This window comes from Streptomyces sp. NPDC102402 (assembly GCF_044765765.1).
Taxonomy (GTDB): domain Bacteria; phylum Actinomycetota; class Actinomycetes; order Streptomycetales; family Streptomycetaceae; genus Streptomyces.
The window spans coordinates 1-16,279 of the sequence record NZ_JBIWKR010000034.1; the positions used below are offsets into that span (position 1 = coordinate 1).

A 16,279-nucleotide genomic window follows, 5' to 3' on the forward strand; every position below is an offset into this window, starting at 1 on the left:
TGTAGATGTCGCAATCCACACCGAACCCGGGAGGCCCTCACTCGTTCAAGATCCCCAAGCCGTGGGATCCGTCACCAACCTCCGTGGATAGAACAACTAGATCACCGGTGATTCCCAAGCCCAACGCTTCAGCCACGGAAGTGTGCGGTAGCCACCCGATGCCTGGTTCTGTAGCTTGCCCGCATGACTGACAGCCGAAGGGGCAATGCCGCGTAGGCGCCCGTCAGCCCTGCGGGGCGATCTCCCCACCCGTCTCCCGAGGCTGCGACGCTACCCATTGATTGATCACCTTTCAGGGTCCTGCACGGCCGACCTGCGCCGGCTGGAGCGGACCCGCTTCTGGCCCGAAGCTACAGAAGAAGCGTTATGGCACTGGAAGGTCCTTGCCCACGCCCCCTCCGGCAACTTGTAGATTCACGCGTGGGTCCTCATTGCGGCCTCCATGAGTGCGAGTGCTCCGGCTCCCGCTTCCGTGGGCAGCTCGAAGCCGTGCTTCATGCACTGCCCAAGAAGAGCGCGCGTGAGTTGCGCGCCCTTGTGCGTGCCCTCGACGACAAGATCTTGGCAAGGGCCAGGGTCATCCCGGCTGACAGCCCCGAGGCGCTCTGGTGGCCAGGCCAGTTCCAATCGGGAGGGACGTGGACATGGCCTGGTCAAGAAGGGGTCGCGGCGCATCGTCGTCGACGGCACCACCACCGAGCTCCTGGCGTGCAGCGGCGTCAAGAACGAGCGCCCCTCGCGGAGGGACGGTCAGAAACTCCAGCTGTAGAGGCCGCCACCCGTATCCACCGCAGACGCCGCGAGGTGGGCAACGCCTTGCAGGACTGCCAGCAGGTCATCGTCGGTCATATCGTCTCCGTCCTCGGATCGGAGGCGCGTGGTCCAGCGGCCTGCAAGCTCTTCCAGCTCGGCGGAGCTCGCGTTGGCCAGCGCCCGGGTCAAACGCTGCGGAAGAGCGAACACCTCAACGCCGTCGTTCAAGGGGGCAGTGACCCACTCCGGCCACGCCCACCCAAGGAACTGCTCAACCGGTGGGGCCTCGGCCGAAGGCTCCTCGAAGTACATGTCCCATTCGGCGATGGCACTGTCCGGCTCAATGAAACGGCAGGTCACAGACTCAAAGGCCTCACCAGGTCCCGGCAGGCGCGTCGCAGCAGCGGTCTCGTCATCGGCGGCGAGGAAGAACACTATGTCGTGGGCCATCTGAGCATGATGGCAGCCCGCCGAGCTGACGCGGATGACGGACATTGAGGCCAGGCGACATCTATCTCGACCAGTCACCTGCGGCTGAAACCCGGCTCTGGACTGCACGGCTAGAACGGGAGTCGTTTGTCGATGAGCGCGGCAGGCACCCCGAAGGCGGCCAAGTCGATGTCCACGGCTTCGGGAGGCACCCCGCCGCTGTCCTGATGGGTACATGTACCCCGGACTCCAGGCGCCGAGCGTTGGGAACCGTGCTGCCGAGATCGTCACCCGGCTTGCGGCTACGCCCGCAGGCAGGGCCCTGTCTACACAGCCGCATCGGTGGGGGATCCGTCCCGCTCCGGGAGCAGCTCGGGCATCCCCGCCACCAGAACCACGACGCCGGTTACCTCACCGGCCTCGGAACGGCCGACCCACACCGGGTAGGTGCCGTCCCCAGTCGTCGCGAAGGACATGAGCTCGCCACCGGAAGCCTCGTCCCAGGTGCGCTGCATGAACATGGAACCGTCGTCGATGTCCTCGTACCCTTCCAGGTCCGACTCCCCCTGCATCAGCCCTCGCTCGAAGAGTGCGATGAGCGGATCCCATGACCCGGCGTCGGCGAAGCAGCCGGTGGCACCGTCGGTATCGAAGCCGGCTATCTGCTGCTCGATGAACAGCCGGGGATCGTCGTCCGGACCGAGGGCCATCTCCCAGGTCGCTGCGGGCGTCTCGCTGACGAGTAGGCGGACGGCTGTGGGTTGTGTGGTCGTGACCTCGGCGTCCCGCCACTCGCACTGGTAGCTGAAGCGGACCCGCGCCTCGTCGAGTACGTACTCTCTGGGCGGGACAGGGACGGCAATGCGCGGTCCGTCGCCGTGGTCGATGTCCGGGCCGGAGACGGCCAGCAGCCCGCTGGGTACGCGCAGGGTGCCCACCCGGCGCGGCTCCACGACGGTCATCTCGGGGTGGTACCCGTCGGTCACGCGCACCCCGGGCCGGAACAGCTCGTTGATCGGCCCGGGCTGCGCGGGGCGCGGCGGACGCCAGCAGGTAGCGGGGGCGCCTCCGTCGTCTGGCTCGGGGGCCTCGGCCACCTCAGCCGTCTCGAAGGCCGGCGGCTCGACGAGCCCGTGCACCTGGGCCGAGAGCAGTGGCCACTCCCCGAAGGCGGGGCGGTCCATCCAGCGCTCGTCGTCCCGGAGTCCGGGCGAGGTGGCGTAGGAGCCCCCGCTCTGCCCCTGCCGCTCCTCGGTCCGTCGGCCCCTCCCGTCCGGGAGGAGGTCCACGGTGATGCGCGGGCACGCCTTGTCGAACTCCGCCATCTCTGGGCCTGTGTAGTACCAGCCGACGGAGTACCGGCGCAGCAGCCGCGACGGGTCGTCCAGCAGCCGCATGTCCAGATCGCAGGTCCGGCGGCCTTGGGCGTCGTAGACCCACAGCCCGACGTAGTGGTCCCGCCAGGAGACCAGCCGGACTTCCAGCGGGGCCTTCCGACCCGGCTCCCGATACACCGCCACGTACGGAAGCCCGGCGGCATCCCGCTTTCGGGCCTCCTCGGCGGACATCGGCCGCCAGGGCGCACAAGCCTCCAGTTCCCACGCCTGCGCGTACCCCACCTCGATGACCATTGCCGCTCCTCTTCCTGCGCCCTGCCTGGGTTCTGTGCTGCAAGGTAACCGCTGCCAGTGACAACGGCCCTACTGGGCGGACGGCGGGCCGGCTCCGGTGCCGAGACGGTTATGCCGGTGATCCGGCCGATGGCTCGCTCAGCGAGTGGCTTGCCAGCGTGATCCGTTGAGCCGCAGGCACTCAGCGGCTCCCGAACTCGGTTCTGGCACAGATCTTGGGGAGCCGTCGCGGAGCGTCACCTCGGCGTTCGATTGCGAAGGGTTGGCTCGTGTGAGACGGCGTACGCCTTGTCGCTAGCCAGCAGAAGATGACGCTCCCTCAGGTGCTTGTTGAGCGATTCCTCGGTCGGTTGTAGTCGGTGATGGTGCTGGTCATGCAGACCGATGCACCGTTCTGGGACTCGCTGGTGTTCGACGGGATCGACGATGTGGATGTCGAGGCGGTTACGGCCGCGTTCGGCACGGTCGAGGTGGTGGCGAGAGGCCGCGCGGCCGGCTCTGCTTGTCCGGACTGCGGCCGCTTCTCGGACCGAGTCCACGACCGATACCAACGCAGACTGAAGGACCTTCCACTCGCTGATCAGGGCTTCGCGATCCGGCTGACGGTCCGGCGCTTCATCTGCGGGTCGGCGGACTGCCCGCGCCGGACGTTCGCCGAACCGTTCTTCCGGCTGGCCGCTCCGTACGCACGATTCACCACTCGACTCAACCACGCCCTGGAGCGAGTGGGGCTCGCACTAGCCGGGCGGGCCGGCGCCCGGCTGGCCGCCCAGCTGGGCTTCGGCGCGGGACGGATGACCTTACTACGCAGGGTCATGGCATTGCCCGATACACGGTTCGCTACTCCACGTGTGCTGGGCGTGGACGACTTCGCGATCCGCCGCGGCCAGACCTACTCCACCGTCTTGACCAGCGTCGAAGACCATCGTGTGGTCGATGTGCTCCCGACGCGTGAAGCCGGGCCGCTGGCCGCTTGGCTGATCCGCCACCCCGGCGTCGAGATCATCTGCCGGGACCGGGCGGGCGCCTACGCCGAGGGTTCCCGGCGCGGTGCCCCTGACGCGTTGCAGGTCGCTGACCGGTTCCATCTGTGGCAGGGCCTCGGCCGGGCCGTGGAGACCTGCGTCGCCGCCCACCGGGACTGCCTGCGCAACCCGTCGCCCAGCGGCACGCCGCCGGAGGCCACCCACCCTCCTCCCAGTGGGCCGCAGGACGACTTGGAGCCCGTCGGCCGGCGGGCCGAGCGGAAGAAGGCAGCACACGCACTGGTCCACGAGCTGCTGGCCCAAGGCCATTCACGCCGGGCGATCGCCCGGCACCTGGGCTGGGGCCTCAACACCGTGCTCAGGTACGCGACCGCCCCACGCTGGCAGGACACCATCCGCGACAACCCTCCCCGGCCCAGCAGGCTGGACCCCTACAAGCCCTACCTGGAACGACGATTTGCCGCAGGATGCACCAGCGTCACCCACCTCCACCGTGAACTCCTCGCCGACAAGGCGCCCGTCACCTACCAGATGGTTCGCGCCCACATCGCCACCTTGCGCACGGCTCCGGCCAGCCCACCGCCCCGACCGCCGACGGTGCGGCAGGTATCCGGCTGGCTCACCTGTCACCCCACGGCCCTGGACGAGGAAGACCGCGCCAATCTGAAGGAGGTCTTGGCCCGCTGTCCCGAACTGGACACGGCCGCCGGCCACATACGCAACTTCGGCGAGATACTCAGCAACCGCCTCGGCGCCACGCTCCCCGTCTGGATCGAGGCCGTTGATGCCAGCCAGTTGCCCGGCCTCACCGGCTTCGCACTCCACTTGCTCCGAGACCTCGACGCCGTGACAGCCGGACTCACCCTTGAGTGGAGCTCCGGCAGTGTCGAGGGCGCCGTAAACCGCATCAAGAAGATCAAAAGACAACTCTACGGCCGAGCCGGATTCGCACTGTTGCGCAAGATTGTCCTGCTCCAGTGACGCTCCGCAACCCATACCCAAGACCTGCACCAAGATCGAGCTTCCGCACCGCACGGAGCCCGGTCGATGAACGAAGTTGCCGGGCGGTAGCTCAACCGACCAGGGCAAGTCCTGCGATGGCGATCAGATAGGGGACCGGGATGACGAGCATTCCAAGCAGCCACGGTCGGATCCGACGCCCGTAGGCCGCAGGGAAGAGCACGTCAACGGCTACGACTACCAACAAACCAAGCCCGCCGAGAATAGCGACGCCGGCCCTGGCCCACCCGGCCCCTTCGATGACGTCGACACTGCCACAGTTACTCCGGAATCCTGTGCTGTTGAACGCGCAAGAGCGGTACTCAGTCAGCAGTAACCAGGCCGAGTGCAAGGGCACCATGGCGGGCAACCCGATGATGAAGTTCACCCATACCGGCGCCAGTTGCCTCCACCACGACAAGCCCTCAGACCTCGACGTGTCGTTGCTCCCTAGCGCATCCTGCCCTATGCCCCCCATGGCCGCAGGGTATCTGATCGGGGAAACTGGTCCTCTGATCGGTGTACGAGCCGTGCGGACTGAACTCGTCCCGCCGGATCCACGGCAGGTGCCAGGAACCGCATCAAGGAGATCGAGAGACAGCTCTACGGGCCAGCCGGATTCGAACTACTCCCGCAAAACAGTCCTGCTTCAGTGACGCTCCGCGACGGCTCCCCAAGATCTGTGCCAGAACCCCGTTCTCGTGTACAGAGCCACCCTCGACGACCCCGGCGCATTCACGCTCACACGGCTGCTGGAAAATCCCACACCGCGACCTGGTCGCCGACATCACCAACCAGCTCCACGCCACCGCCCACAGCCCCTGCGGGCTCTGCGTACCCGCACCAAGCCAGAGGGCTGCACCGTGGGCCGACGTTCGCCGGCGCCCAGATCACCGTCGGCGCCGACCTCGTCGTCGACGGCCTGTTCCTCGACTTCAAAAGCGCCCGACGCCCACTGTTCGAGATGTCGCAACGCACAGCGTGGCAACTGACCGGCTACCTGCTGCTCGATGCCACCGACCAGTACCGGATCGACACGGTCGGCCTCTACCGGTCCCGCTCCGGGGCCCTCACCTCCTGGCCCGTCGACGACTTCCTCCCGAACAGCCGCGTAGTTCGGTGAGGTCGCGGCGGCAGGCGCCCCGCAGGGCGGGAAACTCCTCGCCGGATGCCGAGGCCTGGCAGACGCCCGGTACTTCGCCACGGACGAAGAGACCGAACGCGTCCGGCAACTACTGGAGCGCCTGGCGCCCGTCGCCGGGCCCGGCTGCTGCCCGGTACGCACCCAGCCACTACCCCAGGCCACCCACCGGCCCCGCAAGTTCTGCACCGCCTGGTGCCGCGACCGGGACAAGGTCCTCCACTGCTGCGGCGCGATGCCCGGAAGCCTCCACCCTCTACTCCCTGCCCCTCGTGTCCATTGACATCGAACCTAGACCGTCTGTCAGCCAAGTTGGACTGCCGGAAGGTCAGTCCTCAATACCTGCGGCGTGCAAGGCGTCGACAATGAGCGCGTACTCCTGCGCGGCCGCGGGGGACCGCTTGGCGCCTGCGTGGGCCTCGCTCAAAGCCTTTACTGTAGGTGTCGCACCTCGTGCGAGCAGTTGGTGCACCATTTGCACCTTCCCGAAGGCGGCCGCCCACTCAAGGGGCGTCTTATCCTTCATCAGCCCGTTGATGTCCACTCCATGACGCAGGAGCAGATCCACGGTCTGCGGGTGCCCATGTTCCGTGGCCGTCGCTGCCAGTACCAGCGGCACATAGTTCATCCTGCCCTGGGCGCCGGTGGGGGCACCGGCGCCGAGAAGGATCTCCACTACTGCCGTGTGCCCGTACATCGCCGCCAGACAAAGCGGCGTTGATTCGCCGTACTCACCTGCTCGCTGCTGCGGATCCGCTCCAGCAGCGAGGAGCACACGAACAGTCGCGATGTGCCCCGCATGCACCGCGAGATCCAGTGCGGTACGCCGAGTCATGCTCAGGGCATCCACCTCGGCACCGGCGTCCAGCCACTGTGCCACCGCAGCCGCGTCTCCGTCCCCTGCAGCTTGTGCTAACCCATCTGCCATGTCCATACCTCGATCATGCCCGGCCGGCCAACTGCTGACAAACGGTCCAGGTTCGATGGCAACGGACACCCAGGGTCCTTGAGAAGTGCCCTTGTGTCCGGGTTCGTCAGATCAGCCCGAGGGCGGTGAGGGGCCGCTGGTGGTCCCGTCCGGTGCGGCGGAGTGCGGCGGCGATGTTGGTGTGGCCGTCCTGGTGGTGGACGCTGATGGCGAGGTTGCGCAGGCCGGCCATGACGCGGGGCAGGTGCCGGGTCCGGATCTTCGAGGCGTCTTCGTGGAAGGCGCGGTCCCGGACGTGGTGGAGTGGTTCTCGATGTGCCAGTGTTCACGGTTCCAGGCGGCGAGCTCGGCTCCGGTGGCCCCGGCGGGCGGCAGGCTGGTGACCAGGTAGATCCGCTTGATTGTCAGCCTGCCGGTGGCCAGGTCCCGTCGCCTGCGGACGACTTGGAGGGCTTGGCAGGCGTGGGGGTAGTCGAGGTGCGCGAACGCGGCGGTTTTCAGCCGGCGGACCTTGCCGTGCAGGCCGAGGTGGTTCTTCTTGGCGACGGCCAGGTAGTGGGCTCCGCGTTGGTGCAGGTAGGAAGCGTGAGTGTGCTGGGTGTGCTGGGTGTGCAGGGCGTCCGGGGTGATCACCGTGCCGGTCAGGCCGATGCTGTCCAGAGGTGGGGTGAAGGCCGGGATCTCTCGTTACTCTTGCCATCTATCTGTCTCTGAGCGAGGACTTGACCGCCGTGGGTCATCGCGGCGATCAGCGTGGTGGCCGCCGGCCGGCCGGTCCTTGGTGCGGGAGTCGCGGAGTGTCTTGCCGTCGACGGCGATGGCCCGCCAGCCGGACATGGGGCCTGACGTTCCTGGAGGAAGCGTCCGATGGCCTGGTCCAGGGCCTCGCCGTCCGCGGCGGCCAGGACGAGACGGATGGTCGTGGAGTGCGGCGGGCGGATCAGGCCGGTTAGCGGGTCGGGGCGGAACCCGAGCAGGGCCAGGGCCCTCTGCGGCGCATCGGCGACCCACTCCCCGATCGCCGTGATCGAGGCGGCACCGGACAGAACGGCGGACGCCGCTGCGGCCAGTAGGGCCGTCCACGGGTGGCGGACGCCGCGACGGGCCCGTGGATTAGGCACCTCGACCAGGTATGTCCGCAGGTCAGCGATCGTTTCCGGCGCGACGGGGGCAGAAACGTCGACCAGCTGTTCCAGTCGGGACGGCATAGGGGAGGAGGGACGGGCAGGCATGGACTCGCTCGGCACTCATTCGGATTCGACCCCCCACATGATCACCAGCGGTCATACCTGCACTGCCCCCCAAGGTCCTGCCCGACCGCGAGCCGACAAGTCGTCACATCCATTGACAGGCAATAGGTGAACCGCCCGTCTCAAGACCTTAAGACCCTGCTTCCTTACCTCAGGGCGACCACGATGAGAGCGACCTCGAACACCACCAGCCCGATCAGGTCGCCTCGCTTCCACAGCGGTCTCCGGGAGGCGATGACGGTCTCCACACGGCCAGGATCCGCCGGGTCATAGCGAACCACCACCGTATCGCCGGCCCGAGTGCCCGGAGGCACCTCGCCCTCAGTGGCTGAGCATGTCATCTTGCGTCCGTCCTCCGTCCGGAAGCTGAGGAGGAACGTGGGGCCGCCCTGTCCTCGCCATTCACGGTCGTAGCAGCGCGCGTCCACCTCCACGCCGCGCGCCCGCACCAGTTGGCGTTTCCGAAATACCCAAACGAGGGCGATAAGGCCGAGTGTTGCCAATATGAGGTGCACGAGGTCCGAATCCACTGCCGACCTTTCTGGAGTTCAGCGCAGCCACGAACGGTACCCAAGCACCAGGGTCTTTGAGGAGTCTCGAAGCGGGCCGTTCACCTGTTGCTCCGTAATGGAAGTGATGGTTTGTCAGCTCATTGCCGGGCAGGCCCCGGAGGCAGTGCAGGCATGACCGCTGGTGATCATGCCTGCACTGCCTCCAGGTCGCTGCCGACAGAAGCCGACAAACCGACACCTTCAGCGCTCAGCAGGTGAACCGCCTACCTCAGGACTTCTCGAAGGCCCTGCGCACCATGCCGTGTTGGGTTCTTTGATACGCCGGTGGGGGAGAAGCTGCTCGATGACTTCGGCTTCGACCTCGTTGGTTCGGAGACCATCCCCGGGTCCCGTTGGTGCAGCGCCCGTGACCACGCGCAACTCGGTGTACGCGTTGAGGCCGGTTGCCAGGGCCCAGCCGCGGCCGCGCAGCCAGAGCACAGGGCCGGTGCGGAGGCGATGTGACGAGGCGGGGCGGAGGGGTGTCAGGCGTTCTCAGAGCTGGACGGGGTGACCCATTCGACGAACTGGACGGTCACGCCGTTGGGATCGGTCACCTGGAAGAGCCGTTCGCCCCAGGGTTCCTCGCGCAGCGGCATGGTGATGTCCACGCCCTCGGCACGCAGCCGCTTCTCCTCGTCCTCGATCCCTGCGGTGAGGGTGAACGCGAGGATCAGGCCACAGGCGCGCTGGTCGCGCTGCTCGGGCGGCAGCATCTCGATGCCGCGGGCGAGCAGGACGATGTCTGCGGCCGCGTCCGGCCGGGCCAGCGAGGCGAAGCCGTCGGCAGCGGCCTGCTCGGTGTAGCCGAGGTGGGTGGTGAAGAACACCTGGGAGGTGGCGACGTCGTCGACGGTGAGCGAGACGGTGGAGGCGGTGATCTGCAAGGTGATGCTCCTCTGTCGATTCCGGGCGGCGGGGTCCGGGTGCCAGGTGGGTGAGAGTCAGTAGCCGGAGAGGCGCGGCAGACTGGAAGTGCTGTTCGCCGACCACCGGCTCGGCCCGCCACGGCCGCTCTGCCCCTCGACCACGGACCCATCCGCCGCGGACGAGTGGCTGTACGAGTGGACCGACGTTCCCGGTGTCGAAGGCGTGTTGCGGCCAGCGTTTGGCATTGACCGCTATGTTGCCGTGTCGACGGCCAGCCAATCCCCCATATCAAACGCCAGACCATTTCCCGCCGCCTCACGCCCAGCCGCTGTACGGTCAGGTCGACCGACGGGGTTCAGAGCGAACGTCAGTCGAGACGAGCGTCGAGCTCAGATCGATGTGGTGCGCGCGCGAATGCGGTGTGCGGTCCGCAGTCCCTGCTGGCCGGCGGTTGCCACGAGGCCGCCGAGGGTGGTTCTGGCGAGGTCGTGGGCGGCGAGGCGTTCCAGCGCTGACAGGGCCCGGTCGTCGGCGGTGGAGCCGAGAACGCGGCAGGCCAGTGCTCGGAGGTCCGGGTCGGTTCGGTGGTGAGGGCGATCAGGTCGTCCACCACCGGCGGGCCGAAGGCAGCGATCACCGAGGCGAGATGACTGGCCTTCGGGTTCCGGCGTTTCATCGTGGCCTGCCAGAGCACAGCGAGTGCCCGGTCGCCGCCGATTTGGCCGAGCGCCAGGGCGGCCCTGCTGCGTGTTCCTCAAGGAGGCCGAGCGCCTCGCAGGCGCCCTCGCGGACCATCGGATCGCGCCGAGTTCGGCACAGGCGAGCGCGGACCACCGCACCCCGCGGTGCCCGGTGTCGGCGAGTGCGCGCAGTAGGCCCTGTTCGACGCTCGCGTCGCCGAACAGGGCGATCCGGTTGAGTGCCTTGGTCCAGACGGCGACATCCTGCGTCCGGTGGTCGGAGGCGACCTCGGACAGGGCTGCCCGGGCCTGCGGATGGCCGAGCTCGGCCCACTCCGGCAGGGCGTCGATCGCCCGCAGCCGGATCGTGCGGTTCCTGCTCAACTCGGCAGCGTGGACGGTGACGAGGGATGTCGGTCCGTCCGGCGGGTGGCCGAGTGCGTCTCCGAGTGGGCCGGCGAGCGGTGGTTCGAGCTCGCCCAACCTCAGAGCCAGTGGGCCGATTCGGGTGCCGACGTCCGCGTCGTAGCGGCCGTCACCCCGCAGGTTCGCGGCCAGCTTGGCGACCGTACGGAACAGCAGCCATGCGCGGCCCGATGGGGAATCAGCGAGGGCGTCGAGTCGGCCGGACAGCGCCGCGCTGACAGCGGTCGGCGGGCGACCGGTGGCCTCCAGGACAGCCTCCGCCCAGGCGAGTGGCTCGCTCTGACGCTCGTAGAGCTGGCGACCCCATAGGCGGAGGAAGGCGTCAGGGTGGTCGGTCATCCCAGGATCCATCCAGCAGGGAACACCGACAGCAAACGGGTCTTCCTCGCGGTCGGTCCGATACCAGATCATCTCGGCATTACTCGGGCAACTCCACCTGTCACGACAGCTGCTGTCCCAAAGCCCTGCGCAGGTCACCGGCACCACCACCCCCGCGCCTGCCCCGGCGGCGGCGGCGGCGGTGGGGGCGGGGGTGGTTCGTGGACCCGGGCCGACACGGATTCCAGGGCCTTGTGGGGTTCGCTGACTGAGGGCTTGCCGCTCCGGGAGGTCCTGCACCTGGATGACCGGGAGACGGCGATGGGCCAGCTCGGTGTCCGCCTCTCGGAGAACGCCCGACTGGTGTCTCTGGTGAAGGAGGAGATCGGATCGGACCGGGAGGCCGGCCTCCTCGTCAACACCCGGGCTTGGCTCCTGTTCGCTTGCTGTATGGCCGGCACTGCCCGCGTCCGGATGGCGATGCGGGCTTGCGTGCCTGGTTGAATGCCCTGACCGACAGTCTTGTCTGGAGGCAGGGGCCCGTCTCCGAGGTCAGCGGCCGCCTGGTCGCTGCGACGCTCGCCGCCCTGACTACCCCGCCCGCCGACGGCACCTCCGTGATCGGCCCTCGCGTCTTCCCGACCGCAGCCCGCGCCCGCTCTCGCTCCTCGACCACGACAGCCGCACCTCGTCAGGGCGCCCCGGCCGCCCCGTCGTGCCCGCTCACCGCAACCAGCCCCCGCCCACCAGGCGACAAGGACGCAGCCGGTGACCGTCCCGCAAGCGGCCAGGTAGCCGACCCTGAGACCGCAGGCCAGGGAGACGAAGGCGTCGTGAAGTTCAGTGCGGCGTTCCCAGCGGAGTCTGAACTGATGGAGCAGGGCGAAAGTCTGCAGGACCGGTACAAGATCACCTTGACCGCAGCTTCCGTGAACTGGGAGGGACAGCACCACTCCTGAACCGAGGACAACGAATACGGAATGCGAAATCCGCATAGAGATCTCAAGGTCCGCGAGCGAAGCTAAATTTCTCCTTCCTGCCGCACCACTATTGGCTGCAGACGCATGGGAGAGGCCTTCCACGACCGGGAGGACGACTGGAATGGCGAATACGCCTGACCGGCTCTGTCCACGAGAACGGGCTCTGGCTCAACTTCTGTGAGGTGGCCACTCGGAGTGACCTCCTGAGTCTTCGTTCGGGCGCACTCCTGGGCCACCCCTAAGGGCTGTCCCGTTATCGGTGTCCTGTTCGACGTAGGGTCTGCAGGACAGCGCGGCCGGAGCTGTTGTCTCAGCAACTTGAGAGGGCATCGTTGAACCCGAACCCCATCTGCTGCTTCTGCTATCAGGTCATCGATCTCGACCAGGACGGGGCAGCAACCAAGCTCAGGCTCGGTGCGGTTGACCTGGTGCGAGGCGATACCGTGGGGCAGCAGGCCTATTCACACTCAAACTGCCTGCGCGAACGGGTCCACCCGAACATCGACCTCTGGTTTGAGTTCTGAGGCCAGGTGGCCTCCAAGGCTGCCGCCCGTAGGTGCGATGATCCTGCGATGCCTCGTGTGATCACGGCGTCGGAACCGTCCTGGATAGCCTCGTTCACCGGGCTGAGCCCGCGGGCCTTCGGCAAGCTGGTAACTGTATTGCGGCGCGAGGGTGCGGATGCGGACCGCAAGGGCCGGCCGTGGAGTCTGCCGCTGGAGGACCGGGCACTGCTGGTCGCGGCGTACTGGCTCACGAACCTAACGTTGCGGCAGCTCGCGCGGCTGTTCGGGGTGTCCAAGTCGGCGGCGGACCGGATCATCGACCACCTCGGGCCGCTCCTTGCTTTCAAACCGCGGCAGCGGTTCCCCAAGGACACCGTACTGATCGTGGACGGGCACTCTGGTCCCGACCCGGGACCACGTCATCGCCGCGCAGTCGAAGAACTACAGGTACTCCACCAACCATCAGGTCGTCATCGACGCCGACACCCGCATGGTCGTCGCGGTGGGCGGACCGCTTGCCGGAAACCGCAACGACTGCAAGGCATGGGAGGAGTCCGGCGCCAAGGCCGCCGTCGGCAATACCCGCACCATCGCCGACGGTGGCTACCCCGGCACCGGACTCGTCATCCCACACCGCCGGCGCAAAGGTGAAGAACTACCAGAGTGGAAGCAGGCGCACAACAAGTCCCACAAGCAGGTCCGCGCCCGCGTCGAGCACGTCTTCGCCCGGATGAAGACCTGGAAGATCCTCCGCGACTGCCGCCTCAAAGGCGAGGGAGTCCACCACGCCATGCTCGGCATCGCCCGCCTGCACAACCTCGCCCTCGCCGGATAACCAAGCCGACCACGCAGCGACCACCCCTACCCGAGACGAATCGAAGATCATTTACGGGACAGCGCTTAGTCTCCCTGGCCCTTCGTCTCGCGCAGGTTCGCCTGGATGCGCGCCATGGCTTCCAGGGCCGGCAGATGCGTGAGGCCCTCCGACAGGGGGAGATGGGAGGGGCAGAACCACACGCAGTGAGCAGGGTGACCAGCCCAGCCATCCGGATACGTCTCTGTGGGCCGGAAGCTCACGAGGGTGAAGTCCTTGGACTCGAAGCTTGAATGCCGGGGCGGAACACGGCATATGTCGCAGGACGGCGGCATCATCGGACACTCTCACTCTCTGACGGGTCGATCCCTGATCGCCGCTCACGCTAGCGGACCACGAAAGCTGAGCCCGAGCCCGAGAACGAGCAGCAGATACCCACCACTTCGGGAGGCGCCTCGCACACCGAGGATTCGAACGCTGACGTCACACACCATGGCGTTTCACAGCCTCGCCCAACGGAGGAAAACACGTTGGCCGGTCTGTCGCTGAGCTGCGACGATGCCTCTGTTTCCCTTACGGAGGACGTTTGTTCGTTTTCATGTGTGCTGGCTGTGGTGCCAGACTGACCACCCCGTTGTCCCAGGTTGCGCTGCCGGCCCATGCACATCAGAAGTACGGGAACGGGGTGCAGCTCCCCGTACTCATGGAGTCCGGCACGTTCGCCGTGGATCCGGAGCCCTGGGGGCCACCGCGGCGGAGATGGGAGGAGATCCGACCAGACGAGGCGGCCGCCCGCGGTGTTCACGCGCCGGTGTACGCCCTCCCCGACGGCACGCCTGGCGCGATTGTCATCGCGCCAGGCGACGCCCACGGCACAGTGCTGATTCCGGAAAAACGCGGAGACGGCTACTGCTGCGGCCTCGACGGGGCCGACGGCCCCAACGTAGCCTGCGCGGAGTGTGCCCTGCCCGTGGCGAGCCGGATCGACGACTGCTCGCTCTGGCAGGCGATATGGCTCGCCCCGAACGCCGTACGCCGCCTTCCCATCGATGGCCCTGACGCCGCACCGCTTTCCTGGGCGGAACTGATGGCAGAAGGGAAGGCCACGCCCCCGTTTGAGCCGATCGCCGCATGGGGGTCGCGGATGGCGGCAGGCCACTGGTCGAACTACACCTGGTCGTGGAGCCCGCAGTGGGAGGCCGCAGCGGGCCAAGCGCTCGCCCACCTGCTGGCGGCCTCGGAGGGCCAACCAGTGATCGTCCCGGGCGGCCTGGTCGGGCAGGTGTTCCAACGAGCGCTCGACGCCCTGCTGCCTGCGGGCCCGCAGGCGCGGTGCGCCGCCCTGGCAGGGCCGGCACTGCCGGCTCCCAGCTCAGACGCCTCCATCCTGCTCGTGCCGTCCCACCCTCAGACGGGGAAGACCTGGGCCCCAGCCGACCTGCCGCCGTACCTGGTGCCCCTGCCGTTCGGAGTGTGGCTGTGGCTGGCCTTCCCACGACCCGACCTACCCCTCCCCGCGTCGGGTGCCCTACCCGCCGGCACGACCCATGACGACTTCGATCCACCCGCGCTACGCCCCCGGCACCTGTTCCGGGCGGATCCGGAAGTGTTCCAGCGGACCCTGGTCCGGCTGCCGTACGTGCGTAGCCCGTGGCTGAGTGAGATCTTCAAGAACCTCACACACCACATGCGCGCTGGCCTCTTCTAGCCGACTGCCGATGGGTTGCTGGGTACTTTCTGGTGCTGCCGGGGTCAAACAGTTGCAGGATTTGGTGTCTCGCGAAGTGGTGAGTGTTGGTTGTTTGTTCTCGTGGGCGGAGCCATCGGTTCCTGACCGAGGGTCGCGAGTGCGAAATGCGAAATCCGCATGGGGTTCTCAGTGTTCGCGAGCGGAGTTGGATGCTTTCTTTTTTTGCCGCATCATTATTGGCTGAATCTGCATTGGAGAGCTGTGATCGGGACGGGCGGCGACGTGTTGGCGGGCATGCCTGACTGCTTCTCAGGGGTGACTGTGGCGTCCGTGGTGGGAGGAGGATGGCTGTCTGGGGGATTTGATGAGGGCGTAGTTCGAGGGTGTGTCCGCCTCGTCGGCCGGTACCGTCCGCAGCTGTTCAGCTGTTCCGGGAGCTGTGTGCGGACCGGTGGGCTGGGGTTATGGGGGTGCCTTCTTTCGAGGAGGGCTGGGGCCGGGTGCTGGATGTTGCCCGCACAGCTGAGGCCTGGCCCGGCTGTGCAGGAGCGTGGTCGCTTTGCGGGCCAGGCTTTGCCAGGTGAGCGTTGATGCGTTCCTGGCTGGTGGGTGTGACGACTTTGACGGCATTGTCCTGGACCGCGTCCTGGGGGCCCGTCCGTGAGGGGCCTGGCGACCTGGCCTTCCCGCCTGTCTCGCCCTTCGACCTACGCGGCCCCGAAGCGAGGCGTAGGTTCCGCTGCGGTCGGACAGCTCACGGCCGTTGACCCACCACATGCCGGCTGCGGATTTCGCTTCCGGTTTTCTCGCCAGAAATGGCAGACTGGAATCGGCTCGGTGTCATTTAGTTATTTGTGGACGTGAATGCCCGGGTGACGGGTCGGAGCGTATTTTTTTGATGGGCTTTCAGGAATGATGGATAAAATCCTGGTGGGATTCTCTGTCAGGGAGCCGGGTTGCGCTCGGCTCGAGCCGGCCGGATCCAAGACCCAAACTGGTCTAGTCCATGAGACGGGACGTGGACCCGCAGGATCCCAACCCGCCCAGGCCACCCCCAAACCTGACCAGCTATTCGGCCGAAGGCCGAATCATCGGGCCGGAGGCCCGACCCATCACCGAAGGTGATGGACCACCAAGGGCCGAAGGCCCCCAAAAAGGCGCGCAGCGCCCGCAGTTCAGACCCAAGAAGGAAGGCCGAAGGCCGCCCCTTCGGGTCGCTTCGACACCGAAGGTGACGAAGCCTCAGGGCCGAAGACCCACCAGGGGAGCGAAGCTCCCCGCACCCTGACGGCCCGTAGGGCCGTCGCGTCGTGTCTCCGGAGGAGAC

At 67.2% G+C, this 16,279-nt stretch carries 13 protein-coding genes and 1 pseudogene; 5 read left to right on the top strand and 9 right to left on the bottom strand.

Annotation, left to right across the window (positions count from 1 at the left end; translation table 11 throughout):
- Positions 1–750: 750 nt before the first annotated feature.
- Together ACIRJR_RS36730 and ACIRJR_RS36735 are read right to left on the bottom strand one after the other, a co-directional pair.
- Entirely contained in the window at positions 751–1,203 is a 453-nt protein-coding gene (locus ACIRJR_RS36730) for a hypothetical protein (protein WP_403789077.1), read from the bottom strand.
- Positions 1,204–1,508: 305 nt separating this feature from the next.
- Positions 1,509–2,813, bottom strand: a complete 1,305-nt coding sequence (locus ACIRJR_RS36735; protein WP_403789079.1) for a DUF4241 domain-containing protein — start codon at positions 2,811–2,813, stop codon at positions 1,509–1,511.
- Positions 2,814–3,175: 362 nt separating this feature from the next.
- On the opposite strand from ACIRJR_RS36735, the gene ACIRJR_RS36740 reads away from it, so the two are divergent.
- A complete protein-coding gene (locus ACIRJR_RS36740) occupies positions 3,176–4,780 on the top strand; it encodes an ISL3 family transposase (protein WP_403789099.1) in 1,605 nt (534 codons plus the stop codon).
- Positions 4,781–4,871: 91 nt separating this feature from the next.
- Here the strand turns inward: ACIRJR_RS36740 and ACIRJR_RS36745 are convergent, their stop codons facing one another.
- Entirely contained in the window at positions 4,872–5,186 is a 315-nt protein-coding gene (locus ACIRJR_RS36745; RefSeq protein ID WP_329021675.1) for a hypothetical protein, read from the bottom strand.
- A 576-nt stretch (positions 5,187–5,762) separates the two neighbouring features.
- On the opposite strand from ACIRJR_RS36745, the gene ACIRJR_RS36750 reads away from it, so the two are divergent.
- Entirely contained in the window at positions 5,763–5,921 is a 159-nt protein-coding gene (locus ACIRJR_RS36750) for a hypothetical protein (protein WP_403789081.1), read from the top strand.
- Positions 5,922–6,267: 346 nt separating this feature from the next.
- On the opposite strand, the gene ACIRJR_RS36755 is transcribed toward ACIRJR_RS36750, so the two are convergent.
- The 6 genes from ACIRJR_RS36755 to ACIRJR_RS36780 all read right to left on the bottom strand — a co-directional run bounded on the left by ACIRJR_RS36755 (position 6,268) and on the right by ACIRJR_RS36780 (position 10,983).
- On the bottom strand, positions 6,268–6,873 hold the full coding sequence (locus ACIRJR_RS36755; protein ID WP_403789083.1) for an ankyrin repeat domain-containing protein: 606 nt from the start codon (positions 6,871–6,873) through the stop codon (positions 6,268–6,270).
- A gap of 105 nt (positions 6,874–6,978) precedes the next feature.
- Positions 6,979–7,500 (bottom strand): hypothetical protein, encoded by a 522-nt coding sequence (locus tag ACIRJR_RS36760; RefSeq protein WP_403789085.1) that lies wholly within the window; start codon positions 7,498–7,500, stop codon positions 6,979–6,981.
- Between the two features lie 8 nt (positions 7,501–7,508).
- Positions 7,509–8,099, bottom strand: a complete 591-nt coding sequence (locus ACIRJR_RS36765) for a transposase family protein (RefSeq protein WP_403789087.1) — start codon at positions 8,097–8,099, stop codon at positions 7,509–7,511.
- A gap of 164 nt (positions 8,100–8,263) precedes the next feature.
- Positions 8,264–8,647, bottom strand: coding sequence for a DUF3592 domain-containing protein (locus ACIRJR_RS36770; protein ID WP_403789089.1), 384 nt, complete (start codon positions 8,645–8,647; stop codon positions 8,264–8,266).
- A 506-nt stretch (positions 8,648–9,153) separates the two neighbouring features.
- A complete protein-coding gene (locus ACIRJR_RS36775) occupies positions 9,154–9,555 on the bottom strand; it encodes a VOC family protein (protein ID WP_403789091.1) in 402 nt (133 codons plus the stop codon).
- Between the two features lie 372 nt (positions 9,556–9,927).
- Complete coding sequence (locus ACIRJR_RS36780; protein WP_403789093.1) at positions 9,928–10,983, bottom strand: hypothetical protein; 1,056 nt, start codon at positions 10,981–10,983, stop codon at positions 9,928–9,930.
- 1,291 nt (positions 10,984–12,274) lie between these two features.
- Between ACIRJR_RS36780 and ACIRJR_RS36785 the strand changes: the two genes are divergently transcribed.
- The 3 genes and pseudogenes from ACIRJR_RS36785 to ACIRJR_RS36795 all read left to right on the top strand — a co-directional run bounded on the left by ACIRJR_RS36785 (position 12,275) and on the right by ACIRJR_RS36795 (position 14,970).
- The gene (locus ACIRJR_RS36785) at positions 12,275–12,466 is read left to right on the top strand and encodes a hypothetical protein (RefSeq protein ID WP_403789095.1); all 192 of its coding nucleotides are present in this window, start codon (positions 12,275–12,277) and stop codon (positions 12,464–12,466) included.
- Positions 12,467–12,514: 48 nt separating this feature from the next.
- Positions 12,515–13,283 (top strand): annotated as a pseudogene (locus ACIRJR_RS36790) (transposase).
- Positions 13,284–13,848: 565 nt separating this feature from the next.
- Positions 13,849–14,970 carry a hypothetical protein gene (locus ACIRJR_RS36795; RefSeq protein ID WP_403789097.1) on the top strand — a complete coding sequence of 374 codons (1,122 nt, stop codon included), beginning with the start codon at positions 13,849–13,851 and terminating at the stop codon, positions 14,968–14,970.
- Positions 14,971–16,279 lie beyond the last annotated feature (1,309 nt).

Coding starts and splice junctions, on each gene's coding strand:
- ACIRJR_RS36730 (WP_403789077.1), bottom strand. CDS start 1,203: ATGGCCCACGACATAGTGTTCTTCCTCGCCGCCGATGACGAGACCGCT.
- ACIRJR_RS36735 (WP_403789079.1), bottom strand. CDS start 2,813: ATGGTCATCGAGGTGGGGTACGCGCAGGCGTGGGAACTGGAGGCTTGT.
- ACIRJR_RS36740 (WP_403789099.1), top strand. CDS start 3,176: ATGGTGCTGGTCATGCAGACCGATGCACCGTTCTGGGACTCGCTGGTG.
- ACIRJR_RS36750 (WP_403789081.1), top strand. CDS start 5,763: ATGTCGCAACGCACAGCGTGGCAACTGACCGGCTACCTGCTGCTCGAT.
- ACIRJR_RS36755 (WP_403789083.1), bottom strand. CDS start 6,873: ATGGACATGGCAGATGGGTTAGCACAAGCTGCAGGGGACGGAGACGCG.
- ACIRJR_RS36765 (WP_403789087.1), bottom strand. CDS start 8,099: ATGCCTGCCCGTCCCTCCTCCCCTATGCCGTCCCGACTGGAACAGCTG.
- ACIRJR_RS36780 (WP_403789093.1), bottom strand. CDS start 10,983: ATGACCGACCACCCTGACGCCTTCCTCCGCCTATGGGGTCGCCAGCTC.